Genomic DNA, 25163 nt, shown 5'->3' on the forward strand with positions numbered 1-25163 from the left:
TATTCCCTCTTGTTTAAGCCTATTACAAGAAAGAAATTCTGTTGAATAGCGCAAAAGCGAGTGATTTCTTGCTGAACGCTTAGCCGAGGCGATAGCGGATTTCCGATCTCAGAAAGGGCAGCAAATCCATTTCAAACCATGGATTGCGCTTCAGCCAGCCGGTGTTGCGCCAGGACGGGTGCGGCAGCGGCACGATCTTCGGGTCAGTCGACGCTGCCCAGATGGCGCGCCAGTCCATGACTGTTTCTGTCAGCGAGGGACGGCGCGCCGCGCCCATATGCCAGCTTTGCGCGTAGATGCCGATCGTCAGTACCAGATCGACCTGCGGCATCAGCGCCATCAGCAATGCGCGCCAGGCCGGCGCACATTCGCGGCGCGGCGGCAGGTCGGCGCCCCTGGCGTCCTGACCGGGAAAGCAAAAACCCATCGGCACGATGGCAAACTTGTCCGTGTCATAGAATTCCTCGCCGCCGACGCCCAGCCAGCTTCGCAGCCGGTCGCCGGAGGCGTCGGTGAACGGCATCCCTGTGATATGGACCTTGGTACCCGGCGCCTGGCTGGCGATCAGGATGCGGGCGCTCGATGATGGCCGGAGCACCGGACGCGGCTGGTGCGGCAACGGCCTGCCGGCTGGCTTATCGACGCAGATGCGGCAGGCACGCACCCTCGCCGCCAGGGCTTCCAACTGTTCGCTCATTTTGGACTCGTTATCAGGCGGCGGCACTCGGCCGGCTGGAGATTTCCCGATGCCAGCGCAGCACGTTGCTACACTCTTCCGGTACCTTGATGCGAGCCGGCTTCATGAAGTCGATGGCGACCAGCCCGGTGATGTCAGCGATCGAATAGGCACCGCCGGCGACGAATTCTCTGCCGGTGAGCTCAGTGTCCAGAAATCTCAGGAATTCGATCGCCTTCGGCTTGTTGGCCTCGCCCCATTCGGGGATTTGCGGGATCTCCCATTCCCTCATCGCGGGGTGGATGTGCCGAAAGGCCGCGGCGACGCAGCCGAACAAATTGAACTCCAGACGTCTTTGCCACATCTCGACGATTGCCTTGCCGAGCGCCCCATGCCCGAACAAAGCCGGCTCGGGGTGCAGTTCCTCGAAGTACCGACAGATTGCGACGGATTCGGTGATGATGGTGCCGTCATCGAGCTCGAGCACCGGCAGACGCTTCAGCGGATTGCGTGAGCTAACTGGCTGCTCTTTGTGCTCCAGCGCGCCCATGTCGACGGGCATCAGCGGAACCTGAAGTCCCTTTTCGGCCAGAAAAATCCGAACCCGACGTGGATTGGGCGCGCGCCCGCCGTCGAACAGCTTCATCTCTATCCTCCTCGTCCGTCCCGACGAACTATAGGCACAACTCACCAGAAGCGAAAAATTTCACGCAAGGCATCGCCGATCGACGCCAAGGTGCCGTGCTTTCTTTCGACCAGCTCATGGCCGTGGCTCTCGCGCCAGTTCTTCGGCTCGTCGAAAGTTCCGCCCCAGATGCCGGCTTTGTCCGCGCGCGCAGCAGCTTCCTCGGTCTCGAAATCGCCAAAGGCGACCGCCCAGCCGGCCTCGACCTGTGCGCGGTTGAGATCCTTGCCGCCGGCCTTGCAGTCGCCGAGCAGCCTGCCGTAGCGGTCGCGCTGCCAGCCGCTGCAGGAGACCGCTTTGCCGGCTATCAACCGCACCAGGGACTGCCGCGCGAGCTTGCCGCAAGGATAGTCGGCACCGTCCTTGCGGCAGATTTGCGAATATTCCGGCGCATCGATGCCACGCATGCGGATGCGCTCGCTGCCGAGCGTGATGCTATCGCCATCATTGACGGTGGCCGCGCCCTCCGTCTTGCGCGTCTCCACCCGGTCGAGGCGCGCCGCCAGGAGGATCAGCAGGCCGAGCACGATGAGTGTCAGCCCATAGTCCATCAGTCGGCGCCACAGGCTTCGCGGACGCGGCGCATAGTATCGCTGGCGCGGCCATCGCGACCACGAACGGCTCATATGGCAAACCGTTGGTTAATCATTCGAACGTAGCTTAACGATTTGAAATTGCTGCCCGCGTAAATTGAAGACTTCATGCCCCTGCAACGCTCGACCACGGCGGACAAGTTTATTGTGGACCGCAGGAAACGCCATCGCAACAGCGATGTCGCGCGCGCGGTGCGCAAGACGCGCGACCGTCTTTCGCAGCAAGCCGGAAATCCCGACTTCGACCGCGAGCTGTTGAAGCTCCACGCGCTTTCGATGACCGGCGGCGTGATCGTTATCCCGCTGCTCGTTCTGGCAACGGCCGCGGCAGGCTTGTTCGCGGGCCTCGGCAAGGAGATCGGCGTCTGGGCGCTGTTCACATTCATCTGCTATACCATCGTTGCGTTCATGGCCAGACGCGTCACTCAAGCGTCCGAGCTCAACCCGCTGGAGACGCACAGGGATTTCCTGATCGGCCATTTTCTTTGCGGGCTTGGCTGGGCCTGGTTCGCATGGCTTGGCTGCAAAGCTTGCCAAATCGATCAGTTCCAGGTCGCCAAGGCGATGGTGCTGCTGCTCGCCATGTCGGCAACCGCGATCCTGGCATCGTCCCTTCGCGGTGCGCTGTTGGCGACCTTCGCGCTTCCGGTCGCCATCTATGCCTATGCCAGTGCAAAATTATGGATGCCGGTCGAAGTGATCATGGCCGGGTTGCTGATCTCGTCGCTGCCGTTCTTCGCCTATGTGGCGCGCCAGCTCAACCGTTCCTCGCTGATGCTGTTTTCGTTCCGCTCCGAAAAGGATGCGCTGATCGCCGAACTGGAGACGGCGAAATCGATGTCGGACGAGGCACGGCGGCGGGCGGAAGACGCCAATCTGGCGAAATCGCGTTTCCTGGCCTCGATGAGCCACGAATTGCGCACGCCGCTCAACGCCATTCTCGGCTTTTCCGAAGTGATGGCCAACGAGGTGCTCGGCCCGATGAGCAACCCGACATATCGCGACTATGCCCGTGACGTGCACGACTCCGGACAGCATCTGCTCGACCTGATCAACGAAATCCTCGACCTGTCGCGCATCGAAGCGGGCCGTTATCAGCTCAATGAGGAGCCGATGATGCTGCTTTCCGTCGTCGAGGATTGCTGCCACATGATGGAGTTGAAGGCGCGCAACAAGGACATCCGCATCGTCCAGGATTTCGAAAACGCGTTGCCGCGCCTGTTTGCCGACGAACGCGCGGTGCGGCAGATTGTGCTCAACCTCTTGTCCAATGCCATCAAGTTCACCGCGACCGGCGGCGAAATCCGCGTGCGCGTCGGCTGGACGGCGGGCGGCGGGCAATATCTCTCCGTCAAGGACAATGGGCCGGGCATACCGGAAGACGAGATTCCGATCGTGCTCTCGGCCTTCGGCCAGGGCTCGATCGCCATCAAGAGCGCCGAACAGGGTACAGGGCTTGGCCTGCCGATCGTGCAAGGCCTGCTGGCTATGCATGGCGGCGAATTCCAGCTCCATTCCAGGCTGCGCGAAGGTACCGAGGCGATCGCCATCTTCCCGCTGAGCCGGGTGATGGAGGAACTGCCGGCGCTGCCGACCAAGGCGGTTGCTTCGCGCCGGCGCTGAGCGCTTAACCGCCGACCGCGGCTGCCATGCCGGAGCTGGTCAGCGCGGCCGCCTTGACCAGGCCGGCGGCAAGCGCCGCCCCTACCCCCTCGCCTTGACTGACGCCCAGATCGAGTAGCGGGCGAAGGCCGAGGCGCTCGGCGGCCTTGGCATGGCCAGGCTCCGGCGACAGGCTTGCGAGGAGACAGTGATCGAGCGCGGCGGGGTTGGCGGTATGTAGGACGCCAGCGGCCGCAGTCACCGCAAACCCGTCGAGCAGCACCGGGATCTTCTGCATCCGCGCCGCCAGAATGGCGCCGCAGATCGCTGCGAATTCCCGTCCACCGACCCGGCGCAGCGCTTCCAGCGGGTCCTTGAGGCTCGCGCCGTGAAACGCGACCGCGGCATCGACCACCTCCGCCTTGCGCCTTTGCATCGCTGCGTCGGCCCCTGATCCGGGGCCGACCCAGTCGGCGCCGGTGCCGCCGAACAGTGCCGTGCAAAGGGCCGCGGCGACAGTCGAATTGCCAACGCCGAGATCGCCAAGGCAAAGCAGGTCGGTGCCGCCGGCAATCGCCTCCATGCCGAAGGCCATGGTGGCGGCGCAACCGCGCTCGTCCAGTGCCGCATCCTCGGTGATGTCGGCTGTCGGAATGTGCAGAGCCAGATCGAACACCTTCAAGCCGAGATCGTTGGCGATGCAGATCTGGTTGATCGCTGCGCCGCCGGCGGCGCAGAGCTCGACTGCATTTGCCGTAGCGGCGGCGGGGCGCGGCGAAATGCCGTGGCGGGTGACGCCATGATTGCCGGCAAAGATCGCCACCAATGGTCGCGTCACCGCCGGCGGCGCGCGACCGCTCCAGCCGGCGAGCCAGGCGGCGATGTCCTCGATGCGGCCAAGCGAGCCTTCGGGCTTGTCTGCCTTGGCAAACAACTGGCGCACCCGGGTGTTGGCGGCCATATCTGCCGGCGGCAGGCTCACCAGGAGGTCGCGAAAATCGTCGAAAGGCAGTGCGCTGGTCATGTCGATGGCAATCATCCTTGTGAATTGGTGAGCGGCATAGCCGCCTTGGCGGGCCGGCACAACCTCGGCACAACTTCGAGGTATTGACGCGAAAGCACCCGTTGGCGGCGCATCCCGGAGGGCTTGCATTGACTTTGTCGTTGCACCATGTGGAGGCTAGCCAAGGAAATCCTTATGACGGCCATTGAATCCCCGTGCATCCTGGTCTGCTCGATCGACATGAAAACCGGCTTCTGCTTCGGTTGCGGCCGCACGCGCGAGGAAATCGCAGCCTGGATCGACATGACCCCGCAAACCCGCCGCAGCGTCATGGCCGAGCTCCCGGCAAGGCTGGAAACGGTCGAGCGACGCCCCCGCCGGGAAACCCGTCGCAGCCGCATGGCACGCGAACGCGACGCCCTCTCGTGAACCGGCCGCAGAGATGAACCGACTGCTGTGGATTCTGATCGTCGCGATCGGGGCAGGTGTACTCCTGCTCATGCTCAACGATTCCGCCGGCAGTACATTCGGCATTGAGAATTACGATTTCAGCCAGTTGATCTGGCTTGGCGCCTTAGCGGCACTCGTCGGCGCCGGCCTGCTCAGATCGGGCAGGCCGTTGGGCACCATGGCCCGCAGCCTCGGCGCCTGGGGCGCCATCGTACTGGGGCTGATAGCCGGCTATCAGTACCGCTATGAGTTGCAGGATTTCGCCAGCCGCGTCACCGCCGGCCTTGTTCCCGGCAGTCCGCTGGCGCTGGGCGTGGAAGAAGGCCATGCCACCGTCACCCTGGACAAGGCCGGCAGCGGCCATTTCGAAGCGCGCGTCACGATCAACGGCACGCCGATCCTGACTGTTGTCGATACCGGCGCGACCAGCACAGTGCTGACCGCCGAGGACGCTCTGGCGGCCGGGTTCAATTCGGCGGCTCTCCACTTCACCATCCCGATCTCGACCGCCAACGGCATGACGCGCGCAGCGGCGGTGCGAAGCGACGAACTGTCGATCGGCGGCATCGTGCGCAAGGACATGCCCATCATGATCGCCGCACCCGGCACCCTCGGTCAGAGCCTGCTCGGCATGAATTTCATTAGCTCGCTGTCGGGTTTCGACGTCCGTGGCGATCGCATGGTCTTGCGGGATTAAGTTTGCTCAGGCCGCCTCTGCGGTCCGGCCGAAATCGACCTCGGCGAAGGCTGACTTCAGCACCTCCGGTCCGGCGCCCGGCCGTGTCGCCTCGGTGGAGAGGATCTGCCGGTAGCGGCGTGCACCGGGCAGGCCGTGAAACAGCCCGACCATGTGCCGGGTGACATGCCCGAGGCGTCCGCCCTGCTCGATATGGTGTGACGCGTAATCCGCCATGGCATCGATCAGCGCGGCAAAATCGAACGACTCAGCTGTGCTGCCGTAAAACGCGGCATCGATGCCGGTCAGTATCCCTGGCGTGTGATAGGCGGCGCGGCCGAGCATGGCGCCATCGACATGGTCGAGATGCGTCAGCGCCTGTGCGAGAGATTGAATACCGCCGTTGATGCCGATGAATTTATTTTGTTTTCTGGCTTTCAGCCGATAGACGCGGTCATAGTCGAGCGGGGGGATGTCACGATTTTCCTTTGGGCTCAGTCCTTCCAGCCAGGCCTTGCGGGCGTGCACCCACAGCGCGTCGGCGCCGGTCGCGAAAACACCATCGGCCAACGCATCGAGTGCCGGTTCCGGATCCTGCTCATCGACGCCGATGCGGCACTTGACGGTGACCGGTATTTTCACCGCCGCCTTCATCGCCGCGACGCAATCCGCGACGAGCACAGGCGCCTTCATCAGGCAGGCTCCGAAGGTGCCCGACTGGACGCGGTCGGACGGGCAGCCGACATTGAGGTTGATTTCATCATAGCCGAAGGCTTCGCCGATGCGCGCCGCCTCGGCCAGCTTTCCCGGATCGGCGCCGCCGAGTTGCAGCGCCACCGGATGTTCGCTGTCGTTGAAGCCAAGCAGGCGCTCGCGTGCGCCGTGGATGACCGCATCGGCCACCACCATCTCGGTGTAGAGCAGCGCCTCGCGCGTCAGCTGGCGATGGAAGAACCGGCAGTGCCGGTCCGTCCAGTCCATCATCGGCGCCACGGCAACTTTGTGGCGTAACATATTCATTTTTCTAGTTTCTCTGTCTCAATCCGACCGACACTCCGTTCGAATGACAGAGCAATTTGGCAAGAGATACAACACCTAACTAACCCGATATACGATTTTGCCGCCGCAACTGAAAGCAAATTGGCATGTCACAATGTCACTGTACGCACCAGTTAGATGCCTGCCGTGGAACGATGCACCGCCGACGGCATACCAGTCAGCCAAGGCGAAGCGTGTTGCGGGCGATCTGCCACGCGGGTTCGACATGCCGCCGCGCCGCCGCCGCCTCGTCCGGCTTGCGCGACCGGATTGCATCCATGATTTCGGTCATTTCGGCGATCGCCGGCTTTCAGGACCCGACTTCCGGCGATGTCTTGCTGGAAGGAAAATCACTGCTTGTAGTGCCTTCACAAGCGCAACATCGGCATGGTCTTCCAACGCTACACGCTGTTTCCGCATCTGACGGTGGCCGAAAACGTCGCTTTTCCGCTGCGGGTTCGCCGCCGGCCGGACGCTTCGCAGCGATGGAGGCGTGCTTAGGATAAGTTGTGGTTCGGTCCATCATCAGCTTCGGTCGGCAAGCGCGTAACGTGTTCGACACTACCGGCTGCTGATCGGATGGCGGGGGTAGCTCCTGTATCCATTGACAGTCGTCATGCTCGGTTGGAAGATGAAGAAGGTCAGCGGCGATAGCCATACGGGAAGGCAATGGTCCAACCGCCAGATACCGGACACCATCCTGGCAGCGTCGTCGCGGTCATCGTCATTTGTTTGATCATCGTTGCTTTGTTCTTCATAGGCTTCAGATACTCAAGGCCGGGCCAGGGTACTCTCGTTATTCCTGGCGGTACTCAGCAGCAACCGTGAATCCGCCCCTTGGTGCGCGCTGATGCGAAGCCGTTCTCGGGCTGCCAAAAGTAGCCGGCGGGACTGGGGGACCAGCAGAATGGTCCGGCGCTTCGCAGCCGGTCTTTTTTGCTCCCGCCGCGGCATTCCTTTCCCACCTAAACAACCAAGCCTGGCCGGCGTGGTGTCGACCATGCTGGGAGATGACGAGCCCTCATCCACCAGGCACTAGACGGCCCTGATCAGCCGGAGCAAAGAAAGCGCTTCGAAACAGGTCCCTTTGCGAAAGGCGAGATAGGTCGGTTCTTCGACACCATGGAACCGGCGCTTGAAGGCCGCCTGCCCCTGCAGGTTGAAGCGGGTGCGATTGACCCACGGCGAGTCATAGGCATGCTGGAAGGCGCGCCGCCAGAAATCGCTTTCGGCAAACCCGCTAGGTCCGATTTCGACAAGCGGCGACAGGCCGAGGGTGACCACGGAAACACCTTCGTCGCGAAAGCGGTCGACCGCGAATTTGGTCAGGCCGATCTCGGCATGCGCCGAGGCATCGATGTGCTTGCGCTTGAACGAGGTGGTGTAGCCGATGACCTTGCCGTCGCTGAACAGCGGATCGAAATCCAGCAAGGCCACCAGTTCTCCATCCGGACCGTGCAGGACGAAACGGCGCATATCGACGCCAAGGTGATCGGCAAAAGGCCTGTTGAGAAACCTCATCTCCCAGCGCTTGACGATGCGGTCGGCCCGCCAATTCTGGGAGAGCCTGGCAATCTCGTCGAGGAAGACGGTCCCGTTGTCCTCCGCGAAGGAAAACCCCTTCCTCAAGAGCCAGCGTTCGGAATAACGCACTGTCTCATTGCGCTTTCCGGAAAAGTCGTGGCCGGGCAGGACAAGCCTGGTGTCGACGCCGAGGCGGTTGACCTGATAGCCAAGTCCGGCAAGCACGCGCGCCGTCTGTTCGCCGATCTGCACGAACCACGGGCTGCCGGCAACCTCGATGAAACGTTCGATATAGTCGCGCCGATCGGCCGGGGCAGCCATTGGATCGCCGAGCGCGAAGTGATGTCGCGTTTTGGTTCCGTAAGCGATGTAGCCCTGGGCATCGCCGAAGTAGTGAAGCCCCTTCTGCACGGCGGTCGAATAGGCAAGGGAAAAATCACCATGGCGACGGACCAGCGCCAGGCGCTCGACATGGTTCAGCCGCAGCCGCGGAATTTTAGGCCCGCGGTTTTCCAGGAAACGATCTAGGCGTCTTCGCAGTGACGACATGGTCGACTTTCGCGTGCCGGCTAGGCCGATGAAAGAGCTGACGGACCCCAAACCGATCATATTGCCGCGAGCTGATCCTTATCTCAGCGCGTCATGCTTCCCCAGCCGGAACCGCCAGATTCCTAGGCGCAATCTGCCCCGGTCCCGCCCCGAGGCGGCACCACGCGTTGTTGCCGACGCCGATGCCACTTCGGAAGCGCCCAGGTCACCTGCCAAACACGATGCTCTTATCGAACTGCGCTCTGAGAAGATTCTGCCTGATCGGAAGCCAGGAACTCGTCACGTTCTGCTATCCACAAGTCGGCATAGTCGACATTCTGCCACTCGGCAAACCACGGGCCGCCACTCGTATAGTGGACCGCCTTAGGTGTGCCGACAGCAGGCTTTTCGTTCCAGCCTTCGAGCCAATTCCACTCTACCGGCAATGAACCCAAATCTTTGTCGGCAACCCACTGCATTCGGTGAAGATAGGCGCCACTTTCCTGATTCACGACCTCTGGCGTGAGCGATTTGACCGAAGGATGCGCGCAATTGAACAGCATCAGCGACGACCAGTTTTTCCGAGGATAGGATGTCTGGACCACGCCATCCATCTTGGTTGTGGCCTTCGGCGTATAGTCATGCTGGACGCAATAGACCGCCTTGTCCGAGTCCGTATATTTCAGCAGGCCTGCGACGTCACCAAGCCACAGGAAATCGCAATCACAAAACAGGGCCCAACCCGTGTAGTCGGCGAGAAAAGGCGTGAGGAAGCGCGTGTAAGTGAACTCCGTCGAGGCGAGTGGATCTTTTTCCCGCCAATACAGCCGGCGGGCACGCATCTCGTCTTGTTTGATCGGAATGACGGAGACAGGCGCCGACGCATGTTTGAGCAGCGAGTGTCGCGCGACGTCGTACGCGATCGGCTCACGGCTGTCCCATCCGATAAATACCCTAAACGCATCAGTCATATTCACTACCCTGGCTTTCGATTTTAACGGTCGTACACTAACTAGTTGGCGATGGCTCGGCAACAATTGCGGTCAACCGAGCCGGTTTCTCACAGATTTGTCCTGGCCTCAGCCTTGCTTTTTTGGGTGGACCTGGCCTCGCATTCCCAATGCGACACGCGCCCATTTCTGATAGGTGTAGCTGGCCGAATACGCGGCCACCATCGCACCAATGGAACCGTCCAGAAATCCCAGCCGGAAAATATAGCTGCGCACATAGGCCCAGACGGAACGCAAAACTGCCTTGCCTATCGAGCTTTTTTTGCCCTCGGCAAGCAGCTGCGCGGCGGATGCTTCTGCGTACCGGCCGATCTTGTCGTGGGCATCTGCCAGGTCGGTGATCGAGTCGTGCTCGATCGGCTGGGACAATCGCCCGACCTTTCCGTTCAGCACTACTTTCTCGTGCACGGTGTCGTCGCTGAAGCGCCCGGAGCGGCGACGGAAGAGCCTGAGCACCAGATCGGGCGACCAGCCACTATGGCGGACAATGTGCCCGCAAAAGCGCGATCTTCTCGGTATTTCGAAGCCGTCATAGGCTTTTGGGTCGGCGATTGCGGCCCTGATTTCCTCGCCGAGCGGCGCCTCAACCCACTCATCGGCATCCAGCGAGAGGATCCAATCCCCCGTTGCCGCGGCCAGCGCACGGTTTTTTTGCGCGCCGAAACCGGGCCAATCAAGGGTCATCAAAACCTTGGCCCCCAAGTCACCGGCAATCTCCCTGGTGCTGTCGCTGCTGTCATTGTCGAGAACGATGATTTCGTCTGCAAAATCCACCGAGCGAAGGCAGCGCGCGATGGACGCCTCCTCGTTGCGGGTGATGATAATGACCGAGAGCACCGGCACGGTCAGAAGGTTCCGGCATCAAAGCTGCCACTGTCATTCGAATGCATCTGCAGCATCGGCTCCCGGCCCGTTAGCACACTGAGGTACTAACCTAATTCAACAAAGTCGAAGATCATTTCAGATCAAGGCTTTCATACAGCGCCATCATTCGCTTGATCATGACATTGAAATCATAGTGTTCGGCCGCCGCTCTCACCCGGGTTCCGGTTTCAGGTCGTGACGCCAACTGCAGCGCGTGGGCGAGCGCTGCTGCGAGGTCACTTTCGCTGGCCGCATCGCAAACGAGCGTCGGCTCGAACCGCTCGACAAGCTCGCGCGCTCCACAGCCGATGCTTACCACGGCGGGCAAGCCGCTGGCCATCGCTTCGATGACCACTGTGCCGAAAGGATCATAGATGGAAGGCAGCACGGCAATATCGGCCGCGCCGTACCACGGCAGCATGTCTTTCTGCGGCCCCAGCATCTTGAGCCGTGCGCCGAGACCGAGCCTGTTACCGGCCTGCCTGAAGGCGTTGGCGCGCGAATCATGGCCGATGACCCACAATTCCGGCTCGCCATCGAGCCTGGCGACAGCCTTCATCAGTGCAAGCAGTCCTTTTCGCGCAAAGCCCGAGCCGACAAACAGGACGACCGGCCTGTTTTCGTCGACGTCGAGCCGCGCGCGGACCGCGGCCCGATGCTGTTGGCGCAGTCGCGGATTGAAGCGGTCGAGGTCCACCCCGTTGGGAATATGGTGCACATTTTCGGCCGGATAATCATAGTGACGGACAATGTCCTCGGCGACCATCTTCGAAATCGCTATGACAGCTTTGAGCCGTGGGCTGGCATAGGTTGCACGCTCGAGGCGCAGCGTCTGGCGGTGAAAGGGGCTCAGCGCCATTGCCGCCCTGCCAAGCCGCGTCTCGAAACGCCGCCGTTCGGCAAGATAGGCGGCATGAACGCCCTCCCCGGCCCGGAAAACATCGCAGCACGGGAGGCGATCGTTGCTCTGCACCAGCGCCGGTGGCATCTCGGCGATCTTGCGGCAGGCGGCTTGAGCAAAGGACGCCGCCCGCAGCGAACGCGGAAAGCGGCGGCCGGCGCAATGTATGAATTCTATGCCTTCATAGCGCGGCCAGTCGCCGGAGAGCACGGCCACCGGCCGCTGACGCGCGGCAAATGCAGCCATGATGTTTTCCAGCATGATCTCGCCGCCGCCAAAGGGCGCATAACGCTGGCGCACGAACAGGATCGGCCTGTCGAATTGATTTTCGATGCCACGAATGCCGGCATGCATTGGGTCAGGGCTCCGGCCTTGTTGCCATCTGACGATGTCTATAGAGGCCAGCCCGCATCGGCAACAGTTGGAAAGCTCACTCGCGGAACTCAGAACAGGCCTGTGTCCATTGTCCGCGACTGCTTGCGATTTGCCTGACGGTGCTGCATGTAGAAATCAACTGCAAACAGCGGATCAGCGCCAGCTCCAGCCGGGTAGTGACCGCTATGAGGGGAATCGACGGCTTGAGCAAAGCAACCTGGCCCGCCATTGTCCGCCGGACGATTACCGACACCGCCATATATCGGCTGAGACACACCTTCGGAAGGCGGGCAGAAGTGTCATCGCTGCGGCGGATAACGCCCCTTAAAGCGAATGACCTGCCTTTGATCCTCGTCATCCGCAACGAGGCGGACAGGCTGCGCCCGTTCCTGAAGCACTATCGCGAGCTCGGCGTCACCAGATTCGCCGTCCTTGATGATCGCTCGACCGACGGAACAGCTGAGCTTCTGGCCGAGCAGCCAGATGTCGATCTATTCAGCTCGCCGCTCACCTATTCTCAGTCGGATCTGGGAAACCTTTGGCGGCAGCGTCTTGTGCAGATTTATGGTCAGCCTCGCTGGTATCTGACCGTCGATGCGGACGAATATCTTGTCTATGACGGCATGGATCAGCATCCGCTCGGCGCGATGGCCGCCTGGCTCAAGCGGCGCGGAATGACACGCCTGCTGGCGCCGATGATCGACATGTATCCGAGCGGAAACATCTGGGACGTACCTTTCGATCCCATCGTGCCGCCATGGCAGGTTGCGGACCATTTCGACGGCAGCGGCTATGAGGTGACGAGGAGCCCCCGGCATCTGAAGATCACAGGCGGCCCGAGGACCCGGCTTTTCGCCAGGCAGCACAAGTTGACCAAGTTTCCTCTGATATATGTCGATCGCCAAACGATTTTTACGTCAATTCACGCACCGCTGCCTTACTGGCGAAACTATATAAAGGGATTGGCCGGCCTGCTTCATTTCAAGTTCTTCGCCGATTTCAACGACAAGGCGCAGGTTGCGGTGGCGGAAGGTCAGTATTGGAACGGCGCTTCCAAATATCGCCAATATCATGAGGTATCGAGCGGTAAAGCCGCTCTCAGCGCGATGAGCGAACAGTCAATGCCGTACGAAGGCGCTCACAGCTTGTTCAAAACGGGTTTGATCGACAAAATTGATTGGTAGACGGCATTCCAGCAGATGCCGAACCAACATCATGCATAACCGAACGCTTTCATGAGCTGGGCACCTCGTCCTTGTACCAGGTCCTGTAACTCGGCGTCTCCAAGTTCGGAGCGCCATCTCCCGCTCCCGTCATAGATTGGCTGATTGACCTGTTGGTTCCGGAGCACCTCGTGTGGCGTCTCGACGCTGGCGTCGGTCGGCTTGAACCATTGCTGCGGATTCTTGTGGTAGTCGAGGAGATCCGGGCTGAAGGTCACATCAAGAAAGCCGCATATCTGCTCGACGACTTTGCCCGGATTCTCGACTAGATCCTCATAGCGATAGATCAGCACATCCGGCTTTCCCCGTTCCGCGAGAACCAGCGCATTGTCGTTGATCCAGCGGTCGAGAGCCTCCTTTGGGTTGTCAAGTCGTCTGGTCAGCGACGCCACGACGTCGCGCCCATCTCGCACCGGCATGATGAAACGCGCGCCGGGCACGAGCCGACGAATGCGGGCCACACGGCGGATATGCCGCGGTGTCTTTTCAAGCAGCACGTTCTTTCCAGCCTCGCGCGCCGCCCGCTTCAGTTTCCAGAAGCGGAACATGGCCAGTGGCGTCCACTTGAAGAAAATGTTGGTTTCCTGGAGCGGCAGGTAGACGTCAGGATGCGACGCAAGGATCGTCGCAATCAACGTCGTCCCGCTATGGCCGCAGCCGCAAATGAATCCGGTCCGCATCACCATGTCGGCAATGGCCCCTAACCCAAGGCGACCCGGGCGCGGTTATCGACGCGAGCGTAGCACAAGCCGTTCGTGCTAAAGACCTTGTCCAGCTTCTCCCAATATTCGAACTTGGCCAACTGCTCGTCACAATAGGCCACGTCGTTCTCGGAAAGATATTCGCCGTAACCGCCTATCTTACCCTTGCGCACCTTGAAGCTTTCGGGATCGTTCGCATCGCGCGGCTGTAATATCTTGCCGTATCGATCGGACAGATCACCGGTCGATTCACTCACTTTCATCTTGTCGAAGGTTCGGTTGTTCGCCACCTCGACAAGCGTCCGATCGTCAGCCTGCTGGTTCAGGAATCCAAGGATCGCGCGAAGGACACCAGCCGTATCCCGATGCATATCTTCATATTGAAGATACCGGATTTCGCGCATCCGGGGCATGGCCGCGAACCAATGCAGATTGAACCTGATGATCTTTTCAATCCCATGATTGTCGCTTCTGATAAAATCACTGAACGATCCGGCCGGAAGCATGTGGCGCTTCTGAACCTGAAAGTACCCTGAGACCACCGTATCTCTTGGATCGCGAACAAGCATTATTGTTCTTCTCTTCTTGTATCGAGATTTATTCTCCTTGAGGCTCGATTTTGGTCGAAGTAACTTGTGGTCGGTTCCGTCGTGAATGTATTGAACTTCAACCCCGAGATCGTCCAGCATGACACGCAGCCACGTGCGCCCTGATTTTGGAAAGGATACGATAAGAGGAAGAGGCGGCGCTTTGGCCTGGAAAAATTTTAGAAAGGACATGGGAGAGACCTCCTTTAGATTATCAGAGCTGGCGCCGAACCGCTGCCGGCCAGACCAACCCCATTACTGGGCGCCTAAGCCTACGGCTGATTCGAACACAAGGCAGAAATGCCGGCAAGAATTGCGATCCTCTGAGGGGCGAATTGGCCTTTACTATATCCCGGTTCGGAATGCCTTATGTTTTTTGGCCTGTTGCGACGAGTGTTCGACACGGGCGCTCCATTCCGCGATCCGTCGGCCGAACGCTTAATGCGGATCGCGTCGATGCGTATTCAGTGACGCGCTTTCGGACGACATGCATTAGCCACTCACTTTTGTGATCCATGGCGCCAGGATGGCCTCGGCCTCGCTCATCACCACGGACCAGGGGCGTTCCCGTTTCGAGACCAGCACGGCCGATGGATAGTAGGGCGTGCGGTCGCCCTCGACCGGCCAGGAGCGCTTGAAGCCGTCGCCCAGAATGAAAACCGAGGGGATGCCGAGCGCGCCCGCCAGATGCGCTCCGGTATTGCTGATGGTCACCACGGCGTCCATCGCGGCAACCTGCGCGGCGAAAAGGTCCATGTCTACGAGCTGATCGACCGATCTGTCATAAAGAATGCGCTCCGGCTCACCGTCGGTCAGTATCTTCAGATCGGTCTCGATCTGGCCGTACTGCAGCGAGACGAACCGGAGGTCCCGGCGGCCGATCAGGTTTCGCCAGGCGGCAAGCGGCGGCAGGTCTTTGCCGGGATTGGAGCTGCCCCATGCGATACCGACCAACGGCCGCCCTTCCTTCCGGTAGCGGGCGCGAAGTTCAGCGACCCGGGCCGGATCCGGCTTAAGGGGCACGAAATGCTCGCGGATCGTCGCCTCGTCGGTCTCGAAAACGGCAGTCAGATGCTGGACGCCGGCGAAGGCCTGAGCCTCGGCATAGACGGCCTTGCCGCCAGCGCCGACCGGCCGCACATCGGCAGTCGGAAAAGTGCGCTGAAAGAGCGGTACCAGGCGGCGCTCGACGAGGACGATCGAACGGGCGGCGCGCGCCAGGGCACAGCCGACGGAGCTCGCATGATGGATCGCGGTGGCCAGACCCTGCTTTTCGGTTTCCATCAGATCGATCAGCAGTGTCTGGCCAGAAATATCCTGGCCCAGCCACTCGCCATCGACGCGGCCGTTGACGATGTGGCGTCGTGCAATCCTGAGTTCGGCGGCTGCGCCATAGGCGCCCATCCGCATCAGCGCCTTGCTGAGCTCGTCGATCAGGTGGACCTCGCCCCTCGACTTCGCAATGGATCCAAGAGCCAGGGCTTTCGGCAGTGCCGCCGGCCAATCGCGGGACTCGACGCTTCGCCGATAATCCGCCATCTGATCGGCAATGTCGCCGTCACGCCAGCGAAGGAAGAGCTGCCGCCGGTGACGTCGGAACCAGACCTTGTATTTGTAGCCTGCAAGCGCGACAGCGCGGCGCAACCGGCCGAGAAGTAGGCTACCTTCCATCGCCAGCTCCGCCGATGATCTGCATGACGCGTCCGCCTGCTTCCTGCACTGCCGACGCCCAGGCTCGGCCGCCTTTTCGGACCAGTCGAACGCTCGGATATGCGGCGACGGTCTCGCCGAAGGCAGGCCAGGACAGTCGAAACCCGTCGTCGAGCATGACAATCGTCGGCACGCCGAGCGCTCCCGCCAGGTTGGCACCGGTATTGCTGATCGTCACCACTGCGTCGAGCGCCTCGATTTGGGCGGCAAAGCGGTCCATGTCCGTCAACTGATCGACGGAAGCGTCATGGATGATGCGGCCCGGCGCCTGGCGCTCGAACTCGGAGAGGGCCGGCCCGACATCGCCATATTGCAAGCTGACGAGGCGCCCCGGCAGGCTGGCGAACAGCGTCCGCCAGTCGTCCAGGGCCGGCAGATCCTTGCTCTTGTTGAGGCTTCCCCAGGCAAATCCGATCAGGGGACCTGGGCCGCCATCGAGATAGGTGCTGCGCAGCTCGGCAACCAGTCGGCGGTCCGGCTCCAACGGAACGAAGGGCGCGCGTGCCGCCGGGTCGTCCGGCCAGAAATGCTTTGCGAGTGTCTCGAAACCGGCAACGACATCGGCGTCCACCGCCGCCATGTCCTCTTCCCCTTCAATCCTGACATCGAGCCCAGGATATGTTCTGCGATAAAGCGGTGCCAGTCGCGGCTCGACGAAGACGATGCATCGACCGGCAGCCGCGACGACTGGACCAAGCAGCGACGCGAACTGGAAAAAGATTGCCAGGTCGCCTTCGCGACGATCGACTAGAAGCGTGCGACCCGCAAGATCACTGCCATCCCAATCGGGTCTGCCGCGCTGCTTGCTCGCCGCCATCAACTGCCAGATGCGATTTCCTCCGTCGAGACGCCTCAGTCCGCGCCCCGCTTTCTTGATCAGGCCGAGATCGCCAAGCTGCTCACCAAGCGCGCCAAGCGCCAGTGCATGGTCGCGAGCAGTTTGCCAGTCACCACGCTGCACGCTTTCCTCCATCAGCCTCATATGCCTTTCGGCACTTTCGTCGGCGTGGCGCGAGGGACGTCTAAGAAGTTCCTTTGCCCGCTCGAGAACCTTCTGCAGCCGCTTGCCGACGGCGCCCTGCGGGCGCAGATCGGCGGTTTTTGCTTTCTGAAGGATGGTTCGTCTGTTCTGCACGGCGATGTTCTATCGTCCTCGGGGAGCGTCGGAAGGCGTCGTTAGGATCGATGAGAGCCGCCGGCCGGCCTCGTCGAGCACCAGTGACCAAGTGCGCCCCTCCTTGTGAATGACAATGCCCTTCGGATACCAGGGTGTCCGGTCGCCGGTCACTGGCCATGCCGTCTGAAAATTATCGTCGATGAGGAAAACCGTCGGCACGCCAAGGGCTCCGGCAAGATGGGCCGCCGTATTGCTGATCGTCACGACAGCATCGAGTGCGGCGACCTGTGCGGCGAAACGGTCCATGTCGACCATCTGGTCGACGCTGTCGTCAAAGATCAGACGCGCGTCATTGCCGTTGCGAAGGCGCCGCAACGCCGGCTTGATCTGTCCATACTGGAGCGAAACGAATGTCGCTTGTGTCTGGGCGATGAACTGTGCCCATTCAGGAAAATCAGGCACGTCCTTGGTGTGGGATTTGCTGCCCCAGGAGAGACCGACCAGCGGCAGATCCGTCATCGCCCGATAGCGCTTGCGGAATGCCTCGACGAGTTCAGGATCTGCCCGCAGCGGCACGAAGTCGGCAGCAAGCTTTTCGGCGTCGCGTCCGAACACCCAGGCGAGATCTTCGAAAGTCGCACGTTTGTCTCCGACCACATCCCGCTGCGCCGGGACCACCGTCGCCTTCGGGAACGTTCGCTGCAGAATTGATACCAGGCGCGGCTCGACCCGGATTGTTGCGCTTTGCGCATAGGCAGCGGCAGCGCCGGCCAGTCGCGCGTGGCGGATAACCCGGCCAAGGCTGCGCGGGTCATCCTCCACAAGATCGATCAGCAGTGTATCCGATCCGAGATTCTCGCCGGTCCACTCGTTGGCGCTTTTCCCTTTCCGCAGCCGGCGAGCGGAAAGCCGAAGCTCAGCTGCCCGCGCAAAGTTGCCAAACCGTTCGAATGCCTGGCCCGCCTTCTGCATCAGCTCCGGGTCGCGATTATGATCGGCGGTGACAGCTATCTCATTGGTACCGGCTTCAAGGCCTTTCCAGTCCCTGCGCACGATAAGGGCCTCAACCTTGGCTTGCAGCTCAAGAACGGAGGCAGGGAGAGGTTTGGAGCGGGCAGACAATTTCCGCAACGCCTTTGTGTATCGGCGCAACCGCTGACCCAACCCGCCGATCACATACCGGATATAGGAACCGTGGTAAAAGCTGGTCATCGGCCTTCAACGCAATACGCTCTGCCGCAGCTTTTTGCCGCTTTCGACCATCGGATCGGGCGTCTCCAGGTGGAATATCGAACGATATATCTCGCTGTGCTTGGCAAGCTGGTCATGCGTTCCAGCATCGACAAGCTGTCCGGCGTCAAACACGAGAATACGATCGGCCGCCTTGATTGTAGACAGCCTGTGCGCAATGCAGATCACTGTGCGCTGAAATGTGTTGTCGAAGGCTGCCTCCATGACTGCCCGTTCGTTTTCACCGTCAAGCGCCGATGTCGCTTCATCATAGACGATTACCGCAGCATTCTTGAGCAGGGCGCGTGCGATGGCGACGCGCTGTTTCTGCCCGCCCGACAGATTGGTGCCGCTCGGCCCGACAAGCGTGTCGAGCCCGTTTTCGAGCGCCGAAGCAAAGCTGGTGACCCGGGCGAGGTTCGCAGCGGACTCGATTTCCTGATCCGTGGCGTTCGGGCGGCCGTCGCGAATGTTGTCGCGGATCGAGCCTTCGAACAGGAAGACGTCCTGTGACACCAGTGCGATGTTATCGCGAACGTCGGCCAGGCTGATCTTCGAAATGTCCTTTCCGTCGATCAGGATCCTGCCCTTGTCCGGCTCCATCAGGCGCAGGATCAGATTGACGATGGTGGTCTTGCCGGCGCCGGAGCGGCCGACGATCGCCAGCTTCTCACGAGGTCGCACGTCGAAGGAAACACCCTCCAGCGCCGGGCTGTTGCCGTCATAGGAGAAGGCCACATCTTCAAAGCGGATACCACCATCGACATCGGCCAGGCGCTCGCCCGCGATTGCAAGTCGCCGCTGCTCGGGCGTGTCGATCAAATCATACATCTGCTCGACGGCGACCATTTGCTTCTGGATGTCGACGTTGACCCGGGCCAACCGCTTGGCAGGCTCATAGGCAAGCAGGAACGCGGTAATGAAGGCCATGAATTCGCCGGGCGTCTTGCCGTTGCCGAGGGTCTGCCAGCTGGCGTACATAACGAAAAGCCCGATGATCACGCCGCCGCCGGTCTCCATCAATGGGCTCATCAATGCTGACGTCCGGTTGATCTGGATGCCACGTCTTTCCATCTTGCGGACGGCCTTTGCAAAGCTGGCAACCGCCTTGTCCTCGAGCTGGAAGGACTTGATGGTGCGGATGCCTTCGACGGCTTCCGTGCCGATCGACTGGACCTGTGCGGCCAATTCCGTCTCGCCCCTCGCCAGCGCCTTGAGCTTCCTGGTTATCGCGCCGACCGATAGGAACAGCATCGGCAGAACCGCCACGGATATCAGCGACATTACCGGGTCCTGCTTGACCATGACGCTGGCCAAGGCAATCAGGGTCAGCAGATCAGAGACGGCGCTGCTCGTGAGGGTGAGAATAACGGTCGCCCCGGCGCGCGCGTTGAACATGATCTTGGAGATAAATTTTGCCGGATGCTGGTTCGCGAAACGGCTGATGTCGAAATACACCATTCGGGAAAATTGACGGTTTTGAAGGTCTGAAACGATAGCCCGGCGAATCTTGCCCGTGGTGATGGTCTGGCAGTAGGCAGCTATGCCCTTGACCAGGAAAATGCCGATGATGACGACGCTGATACCCGATACAGCGGCAGCGTCTCGCTCGACATAGATGGTGTTGATCATGACTTTCATGATCCAGGCCGCTGCCCCGGTCGCCGCAGCAGCAGCGATCGAGCACAGCAAACCTGTCACATACAGCATCTTGTGCGGCGGCAGATTTTCGCCAATCAGACGCTTGATCAGCGGATATGCTGGGCCCGTTGACACTCGTTTCTTTGCAATCATCTCGTCGCCGCCCGTTGCGATCCCGTCCGGTCTTCGTGTTGTCTTGAAGCGCGAAACGGTTTCGATCACCTGTCTGTGGCTTCGTTCCCGACCGCAGTCAATGCCGAACCGGATCCTTGCACGTCATCGGCTTACGACCGTCGGTTCCTCGCATACGAGCATAGCGGACCCAGCCACGCGGCTCTTGCGCCATTCGCCGTCGGCCGCGCTATGCCCGGTCAGTGTTTCGCGAGGACCATGAGATGGCTTCCAAGAGGCGAGGTGTGATTGCTTTTGATTGAAAAGCCCACATCCGAAAGCACCGCGATCATCTCTCTATCCTTGCCAGGAGGAACGCGGGCAACGATCGTTTGAGCACGCCTGGCGATATCGCACAGCACGCGTCGCGCCTTGTCCGCGCCGAGGCTCCACTGCATGTGATGGTAGACCGCCAGCAGCATGACGATGTCATACTGCGGTTGGAGAACATTTTGCAGCTTCCGGCTGCCAAGATCGAGACAATCGAACCGGCTTTGAACCGGACAACCCAGGAAGATCATCCTGGCCGTCTCGATATGCGGCTTGAGAATGTCGATCCCATGGATCGAACTTGGTCCTAGCTTGGATATCTCATAGGCGACAACACCCATGTTGCAGCCAACATCGAGAATGGACTTCCCGGCGTAGTCGACCTCTGCTGAGAATAGGCCGTCCAGTCGGTCGTCCCACGTTCCCTTGAATCTCTTTTGCTTATTTGACCACCACAAATCATTGTTCTCCAAAAGCGGCGCCGGACTGGTTTCCTTGACGGAGGACGACTGTGCGCTGGGCCTTGGCCCCGGACCAGTTGCTGGCGCGCAAACCACACTGTCCAGAACGTCCTGTAAACGTAACCGCGGGAGAAAGGAACTCCTGATCACAGCATCCTGCGAAGACGTTTCGGGAAGCTGACGAACACCAGCCCGACAGATCGACACATCGGTTGGAAACCGCAATGTCGCTTGGCGCCCCCCTACCCGGGCCTGCCCTCGAGTTCCTGAAACGTACGCCCTTTCGGCAAGGCAAGCCATGTTTGTTCTTGCTTTGTGCCGGCAGCTATGCTACTAATTTGCCTATGGTGCTGATTTGCACCAACGACCGTCTTGCCGCGAGATGCGGTTTTTCAGCCAGGCTCGATCAAAGCTCGCCCGCATTGCAGGGTCTTGGGCGATCAAGGTCGAGCGCCAGCCTTTTCGGCAGCTTCCGAGAAGGGAAATCGGAAAAGCAGCTTCCGGTTCTCCTCGCAGATTTCGAAGGAAAGACCTGTCAGGACTGGGCTGCCGCTGAGCAGACCCTCGGCCAGGGTTTCCTTGGCCGAAGCCATGGCGTTGTCCTGGGCGGCAGACAGGCCATCCACCTCCTGCCTCTCGAATCTTCCGTCAAGCGGCCGTCATTGTTTCGGAAATGAAAAAAATATCTCGGCGTGCCTGCTCCGGCTGGTTAATTATGTCGTCGCGAGCGGTCTCAGGAACAGCGTTGAATTCGTAAGTACAGGACAGCACTGTACGATTTTGACATCGGGATTCATGGCGTTCAGGCCTTCATGCGTCAGGTCGATCGAACAGCACCCCCAGCCCATGTTCGAACGCACATGCCGCAATCATGTCGTCCAGGGCTTTTCCGGAGACCGGGCAATTCGGCATGACTGCCATGATCGCGATCTCAGCCGCTGCGGTAGAAACCTCATCGTGGCGCCTCTTCCTGGTCTCGATATATTGCTCGATCAGAATTTTCAGGCGCCGCGCTGCAATCTCGTCGACGACCATCGTTCTCCCTCGATTCGGCACAATGTCCGTCTTCCGGGGGCGGTCCTCCGAGTGAAGGTCCGCTGCCGTTGGCTAGCAGCGGACCTCTCGGCTGGGTGAGCCAATGGGCCGAGGCGGGGGTCTCGGACCGTCACACAATAGCTTCGAGAGGCCACTCGTTCCACAGAACGCTGTCGTTGGTAATTTTCGTACACTGAGCATTGCCGCCGTCAGTCTGCGGCCGTGGGATTTTTGGGCTATGCCGCGTCGCCGGGGTACTGGATCAGATCCGGCTTCGATCGAGATAGCTGTAGATGCCCGCGCCGATCGCGACCGCTCCGACGGTGATCAGAATCGATGGCACCCCCATCAGCGTCGCGACGATCCCCCAGACGATGGCGACGGCGATTGCGCCGGCAGTTCCCAGGACCAGTCTAAGCCGTTTCGACATTATCTATTCCCCCAAAAGTGCATCTCTGGCCTTTCCGGTCGAAATACCGCAATGCGGCACCATTGTCTGCGCTTCGTTCAACTTTCTATGCCGCCCCTGAGCCCGACCGCTGAGAACGCGTCGTGCGCAAGCTCATCGGCGTCATCGTTACGCTCACGACCATTGCCGCAGTCTACTGGATAATGCCGGAATACCGGCGTGAGTTTGCCGCAACGGACCGGGCAGATACGCCAGCATGTGCGGGGCTGGATCGTCAAAGGCTTCTTCCTGCCGCTGATGTTCGTCTATCTGTGCTCCACACTGGGTTCGATCCTTGCCGGGCTTGAACAACCGTATCAGCTCGACATCATGCGCTGGCACGCTTTTGCAATCGATCTCCTGTTCATGGTGGATGTTCTTGTCGCGATCGTCAGCTATATCTTCACGCTGCGCGTACTCGACAACCATATCCGCAGCGTCGAGCCCGCCGTGTTCGGCTGGCTGGTTTGTCTTGCCTGTTATGAACCCATCAACACCGCCACCCGTGCCTACCTGAACTACGAAACGGGCGCCAACTGGACGGCGGTGATTCCCTCACCGGCGCTCCAAGTTTTCTGGGGATCGGCTGTCCTCTTCTGCATCTTGATTTTTGTCTGGTCCACCGTGAGCTTTGGCCTGAGATTTTCCAATCTCACCAATCGCGGAAATCATTACCAGGGGACCGCATCGCTGCATCAAGCATCCGGCCTATGTTTCGAAGAACCTCTCCTGGTGGCTGATCTCCGTACCTTTCCTCACCGCCGCAGGACCCGCTGAAGCGCTACGGCACTCCGCACTCCGCCATCCTGCTCGGACTCAACGCCTTCTACGCACTCCGCGCCATCACCGAGGAACGCCATCTGTCACGCGACCCCGCTTACGTTGCCTATTGCGATTACATCGCCGAGAACGGTGCTGTAGCCCAGCTCAAACGCCTGTTCGCAAAGCGCATCGGTCGCCGATCGAGCGCTCCGGCTGAATGCCGTGCTCTGACGATCAGCGGCAGTTGGCGCCTATCGCCTCAACGCGTGATCGCGATGCCGATCCTCGCCGCTCATCGGCAACGGCCGATCGCCCTCGAGCAGGCGGGTGATCCGGGCAAAGCCGGTAAAAGCCTTTCGCGCTTCCTCGGCCGACATCCGGCCGGCCATGGCCGCAGCGCAGCAATTCACGGCGCACTGGTAAACTGGCCCGCGCCGCCCGGCCGGCCATTTTCGCAAGAATGCCATTGCTTCGGCAACGCTGTCGATCTCCTCCACGGGCTGTCCCTGTCCGCGCAAAATCCGCACGGGTGAAAAGAATTGCAAGCGGTCCATCATTTCCTCCCCGTCGACCGGATGCGTGCGATCGAACCCCACTAAACTCGCGAACCGGGCTTTGGTTCCCGGCAAAGAGGGCTTGGCTTGGAAAATGTTGGCGGACCAGACGAGCAGCGGTGGAAACGCCCCGCAGCCCCTATCGGATGACATCTTGCCCCAATTGGATGACATCTTGCTATGGTACGGGAACGTTAGCGCGGCTGATGCATTTCGATGCCACGAGCAGTCTTTTTTGAGGGAAATGCCAAAACATGAGAATAGCCCATGTGGCGCCGCTCCATGAATCCGTGCCACCCCGGTTCTATGGAGGGACGGAGCGCATCGTCTCCTATCTGACCGAAGGATTGGTCGAGCTTGGCCATGACGTGACCCTGTTCGCCAGCGGCGATACCAAAACATCGGCAAAATTGGTGGCGTGTCGCGAGCGCGCGCTCCGTCTCGATCCGCGCCCGCACAAATCCGAAACCGCGGCGCACCTCGCGATGCTCGCCGAGGTGAGGAACCGGGCGCAACAGTTCGACATCATCCATTTCCATCTCAGCCACTTCCTGCATTTTCCTTTCTTCGAACACATGCCCGACCGGACGGTGACGACACCGCATGGCAGGCTCGACTATGTCGACCTGGCCCCGGCCTACGAACGTTTTCCGCGCTTTCCGATGATCTCGATTTCGCGCAGCCAGAGAACCGGGCTACCCAAGGCCAATTGGCTGGCGACCATCCATCACGGGCTGCCGATCAATATCTACGAGCCGACTTTCGAGACGGATGCGGACGAGCCGTATCTGGCCTTTCTGGGCCGGCTGTCGCGCGACAAGCGCCCGGACCGGGCCATTGAGATCGCCTTGCGCTCCGGGTTGAAACTGAAGGTTGCGGCAAAGATCGGCGACGACGACCGCGCTTTTTTCCACGGCACGGTCGAGCCGCTGATCGACGGCGACCGTGTCGACTACATCGGCGAGATCGAAGAGGACAGAAAAGCGGAATTCCTCGGCAAGGCGGCCGGCCTGCTGTTTCCGATCGATTGGCCGGAGCCGTTCGGTCTTGCCGCGATAGAGGCTATGGCTTGCGGCACGCCGGTGATCGCCTGGAAATGCGGTGCCCTGCCGGAGATCATCGACCACGGCGTCACCGGTTTCCTTGTCGATTCAGTCGATGCTGCCGTCGCCTCGATACCGGAATTGCTGCGCCTCGACAGGCGACAGGTGAGAGCCGTATTCGAAAACCGTTTTTCTGCCACGAGAATGGCCCACGACTATGTGACTACCTATGCGCGCCTGATCGGCACTCCCGGTGAAGCGAGAGCGTCCTGATCGGCGTCATTG

The 25163-nt window shown here is 60.6% G+C and carries 26 protein-coding genes and 2 pseudogenes; 7 read left to right on the top strand and 21 right to left on the bottom strand.

The window, feature by feature from the left end:
* Nucleotides 1-79 precede the first annotated feature (79 nt).
* The 3 genes from NMG46_RS08660 to NMG46_RS08670 are packed head-to-tail and all read right to left on the bottom strand — an operon-like array spanning nucleotide 80 to nucleotide 1987.
* Complete coding sequence (locus tag NMG46_RS08660; protein WP_254817262.1) at nucleotides 80-697, bottom strand: uracil-DNA glycosylase family protein; 618 nt, start codon at nucleotides 695-697, stop codon at nucleotides 80-82.
* A gap of 13 nt (nucleotides 698-710) precedes the next feature.
* Nucleotides 711-1322, bottom strand: coding sequence for a glutathione S-transferase (locus tag NMG46_RS08665; protein ID WP_254817263.1), 612 nt, complete (start codon nucleotides 1320-1322; stop codon nucleotides 711-713).
* A gap of 41 nt (nucleotides 1323-1363) precedes the next feature.
* Nucleotides 1364-1987, bottom strand: coding sequence for a thermonuclease family protein (locus NMG46_RS08670; RefSeq protein ID WP_254817264.1), 624 nt, complete (start codon nucleotides 1985-1987; stop codon nucleotides 1364-1366).
* A gap of 75 nt (nucleotides 1988-2062) precedes the next feature.
* On the opposite strand from NMG46_RS08670, the gene NMG46_RS08675 reads away from it, so the two are divergent.
* Nucleotides 2063-3577, top strand: a complete 1515-nt coding sequence (locus tag NMG46_RS08675) for a HAMP domain-containing sensor histidine kinase (RefSeq protein WP_254817265.1) — start codon at nucleotides 2063-2065, stop codon at nucleotides 3575-3577.
* A gap of 4 nt (nucleotides 3578-3581) precedes the next feature.
* On the opposite strand, the gene NMG46_RS08680 is transcribed toward NMG46_RS08675, so the two are convergent.
* Nucleotides 3582-4580, bottom strand: coding sequence for a nicotinate-nucleotide--dimethylbenzimidazole phosphoribosyltransferase (locus tag NMG46_RS08680; RefSeq protein ID WP_254817266.1), 999 nt, complete (start codon nucleotides 4578-4580; stop codon nucleotides 3582-3584).
* A 174-nt stretch (nucleotides 4581-4754) separates the two neighbouring features.
* Between NMG46_RS08680 and NMG46_RS08685 the strand changes: the two genes are divergently transcribed.
* Nucleotides 4755-4988, top strand: coding sequence for a DUF1289 domain-containing protein (locus NMG46_RS08685; protein WP_031193575.1), 234 nt, complete (start codon nucleotides 4755-4757; stop codon nucleotides 4986-4988).
* Between the two features lie 13 nt (nucleotides 4989-5001).
* On the top strand, nucleotides 5002-5706 hold the full coding sequence (locus NMG46_RS08690; protein WP_254817267.1) for a TIGR02281 family clan AA aspartic protease: 705 nt from the start codon (nucleotides 5002-5004) through the stop codon (nucleotides 5704-5706).
* 6 nt (nucleotides 5707-5712) lie between these two features.
* Here the strand turns inward: NMG46_RS08690 and dusA are convergent, their stop codons facing one another.
* Both dusA and NMG46_RS08700 read right to left on the bottom strand, forming a co-directional pair.
* Nucleotides 5713-6699 (bottom strand): tRNA dihydrouridine(20/20a) synthase DusA, encoded by a 987-nt coding sequence (dusA, locus tag NMG46_RS08695; RefSeq protein ID WP_254817268.1) that lies wholly within the window; start codon nucleotides 6697-6699, stop codon nucleotides 5713-5715.
* Nucleotides 6700-6901: 202 nt separating this feature from the next.
* Nucleotides 6902-7030, bottom strand: a pseudogene (locus tag NMG46_RS08700) (GntR family transcriptional regulator); the annotation flags it as partial.
* On the opposite strand from NMG46_RS08700, the pseudogene NMG46_RS08705 reads away from it, so the two are divergent.
* Nucleotides 7023-7194: pseudogene (locus NMG46_RS08705) on the top strand (ATP-binding cassette domain-containing protein); the annotation flags it as partial. The pseudogenes NMG46_RS08700 and NMG46_RS08705 sit on opposite strands and share 8 nt — an antisense overlap.
* A 564-nt stretch (nucleotides 7195-7758) precedes the next feature.
* Here the strand turns inward: NMG46_RS08705 and NMG46_RS08710 are convergent.
* The 4 genes from NMG46_RS08710 to NMG46_RS08725 form a co-directional block, all read right to left on the bottom strand.
* Nucleotides 7759-8796 carry a phosphatidylglycerol lysyltransferase domain-containing protein gene (locus NMG46_RS08710; protein ID WP_254817269.1) on the bottom strand — a complete coding sequence of 346 codons (1038 nt, stop codon included), beginning with the start codon at nucleotides 8794-8796 and terminating at the stop codon, nucleotides 7759-7761.
* 227 nt (nucleotides 8797-9023) lie between these two features.
* Nucleotides 9024-9746, bottom strand: a complete 723-nt coding sequence (locus NMG46_RS08715) for a glycosyltransferase (RefSeq protein ID WP_254817270.1) — start codon at nucleotides 9744-9746, stop codon at nucleotides 9024-9026.
* Between the two features lie 108 nt (nucleotides 9747-9854).
* Nucleotides 9855-10628 (bottom strand): glycosyltransferase family 2 protein, encoded by a 774-nt coding sequence (locus tag NMG46_RS08720; RefSeq protein ID WP_254817271.1) that lies wholly within the window; start codon nucleotides 10626-10628, stop codon nucleotides 9855-9857.
* A gap of 112 nt (nucleotides 10629-10740) precedes the next feature.
* Nucleotides 10741-11904, bottom strand: a complete 1164-nt coding sequence (locus NMG46_RS08725; protein ID WP_254817272.1) for a glycosyltransferase family 4 protein — start codon at nucleotides 11902-11904, stop codon at nucleotides 10741-10743.
* Nucleotides 11905-12128: 224 nt separating this feature from the next.
* Between NMG46_RS08725 and NMG46_RS08730 the strand changes: the two genes are divergently transcribed.
* Complete coding sequence (locus tag NMG46_RS08730; protein ID WP_254817273.1) at nucleotides 12129-13109, top strand: glycosyltransferase family 2 protein; 981 nt, start codon at nucleotides 12129-12131, stop codon at nucleotides 13107-13109.
* 29 nt (nucleotides 13110-13138) lie between these two features.
* Here NMG46_RS08730 and NMG46_RS08735 read toward each other — a convergent pair whose 3' ends face one another.
* The 10 genes from NMG46_RS08735 to NMG46_RS08780 form a co-directional block, all read right to left on the bottom strand.
* Complete coding sequence (locus NMG46_RS08735; RefSeq protein ID WP_254817274.1) at nucleotides 13139-13834, bottom strand: sulfotransferase; 696 nt, start codon at nucleotides 13832-13834, stop codon at nucleotides 13139-13141.
* 14 nt (nucleotides 13835-13848) lie between these two features.
* Nucleotides 13849-14628 (bottom strand): sulfotransferase domain-containing protein, encoded by a 780-nt coding sequence (locus NMG46_RS08740; RefSeq protein ID WP_254817275.1) that lies wholly within the window; start codon nucleotides 14626-14628, stop codon nucleotides 13849-13851.
* A gap of 300 nt (nucleotides 14629-14928) precedes the next feature.
* Nucleotides 14929-16107: a glycosyltransferase family 9 protein gene (locus NMG46_RS08745; RefSeq protein ID WP_254817276.1), complete on the bottom strand. Its 1179-nt coding sequence runs from the start codon at nucleotides 16105-16107 to the stop codon at nucleotides 14929-14931.
* Nucleotides 16097-17281 carry a hypothetical protein gene (locus NMG46_RS08750; RefSeq protein WP_254817277.1) on the bottom strand — a complete coding sequence of 395 codons (1185 nt, stop codon included), beginning with the start codon at nucleotides 17279-17281 and terminating at the stop codon, nucleotides 16097-16099. The genes NMG46_RS08745 and NMG46_RS08750 overlap by 11 nt, the downstream gene beginning before the upstream one ends.
* 9 nt (nucleotides 17282-17290) lie before the next feature.
* A complete protein-coding gene (locus NMG46_RS08755) occupies nucleotides 17291-18316 on the bottom strand; it encodes a hypothetical protein (protein ID WP_254817278.1) in 1026 nt (341 codons plus the stop codon).
* A 165-nt stretch (nucleotides 18317-18481) separates the two neighbouring features.
* The gene (locus NMG46_RS08760) at nucleotides 18482-20194 is read right to left on the bottom strand and encodes an ABC transporter ATP-binding protein (RefSeq protein WP_254817279.1); all 1713 of its coding nucleotides are present in this window, start codon (nucleotides 20192-20194) and stop codon (nucleotides 18482-18484) included.
* Nucleotides 20195-20505: 311 nt separating this feature from the next.
* Entirely contained in the window at nucleotides 20506-21048 is a 543-nt protein-coding gene (locus NMG46_RS08765) for a class I SAM-dependent methyltransferase (RefSeq protein WP_254817280.1), read from the bottom strand.
* 428 nt (nucleotides 21049-21476) lie between these two features.
* Nucleotides 21477-21629 carry a hypothetical protein gene (locus NMG46_RS08770; protein ID WP_254817281.1) on the bottom strand — a complete coding sequence of 51 codons (153 nt, stop codon included), beginning with the start codon at nucleotides 21627-21629 and terminating at the stop codon, nucleotides 21477-21479.
* A 217-nt stretch (nucleotides 21630-21846) separates the two neighbouring features.
* Entirely contained in the window at nucleotides 21847-22071 is a 225-nt protein-coding gene (locus NMG46_RS08775; RefSeq protein WP_254817282.1) for a hypothetical protein, read from the bottom strand.
* A 262-nt stretch (nucleotides 22072-22333) separates the two neighbouring features.
* Nucleotides 22334-22501 (bottom strand): hypothetical protein, encoded by a 168-nt coding sequence (locus NMG46_RS08780; RefSeq protein ID WP_254817283.1) that lies wholly within the window; start codon nucleotides 22499-22501, stop codon nucleotides 22334-22336.
* Nucleotides 22502-22699: 198 nt separating this feature from the next.
* Between NMG46_RS08780 and NMG46_RS08785 the strand changes: the two genes are divergently transcribed.
* Nucleotides 22700-23296 (top strand): hypothetical protein, encoded by a 597-nt coding sequence (locus NMG46_RS08785; protein ID WP_254817284.1) that lies wholly within the window; start codon nucleotides 22700-22702, stop codon nucleotides 23294-23296.
* Nucleotides 23297-23532: 236 nt separating this feature from the next.
* Here NMG46_RS08785 and NMG46_RS08790 read toward each other — a convergent pair whose 3' ends face one another.
* Nucleotides 23533-23835 (bottom strand): DUF982 domain-containing protein, encoded by a 303-nt coding sequence (locus NMG46_RS08790; protein WP_254817285.1) that lies wholly within the window; start codon nucleotides 23833-23835, stop codon nucleotides 23533-23535.
* 254 nt (nucleotides 23836-24089) lie between these two features.
* Here NMG46_RS08790 and NMG46_RS08795 point away from each other — a divergent pair, with 254 nt between their 5' ends.
* Nucleotides 24090-25151 (top strand): glycosyltransferase family 4 protein, encoded by a 1062-nt coding sequence (locus tag NMG46_RS08795; RefSeq protein WP_254817286.1) that lies wholly within the window; start codon nucleotides 24090-24092, stop codon nucleotides 25149-25151.
* Nucleotides 25152-25163 lie beyond the last annotated feature (12 nt).

This window comes from Mesorhizobium sp. LMG 17147 (assembly GCF_024297145.1).
Classification (GTDB): Bacteria; Pseudomonadota; Alphaproteobacteria; order Rhizobiales; family Rhizobiaceae; genus Mesorhizobium.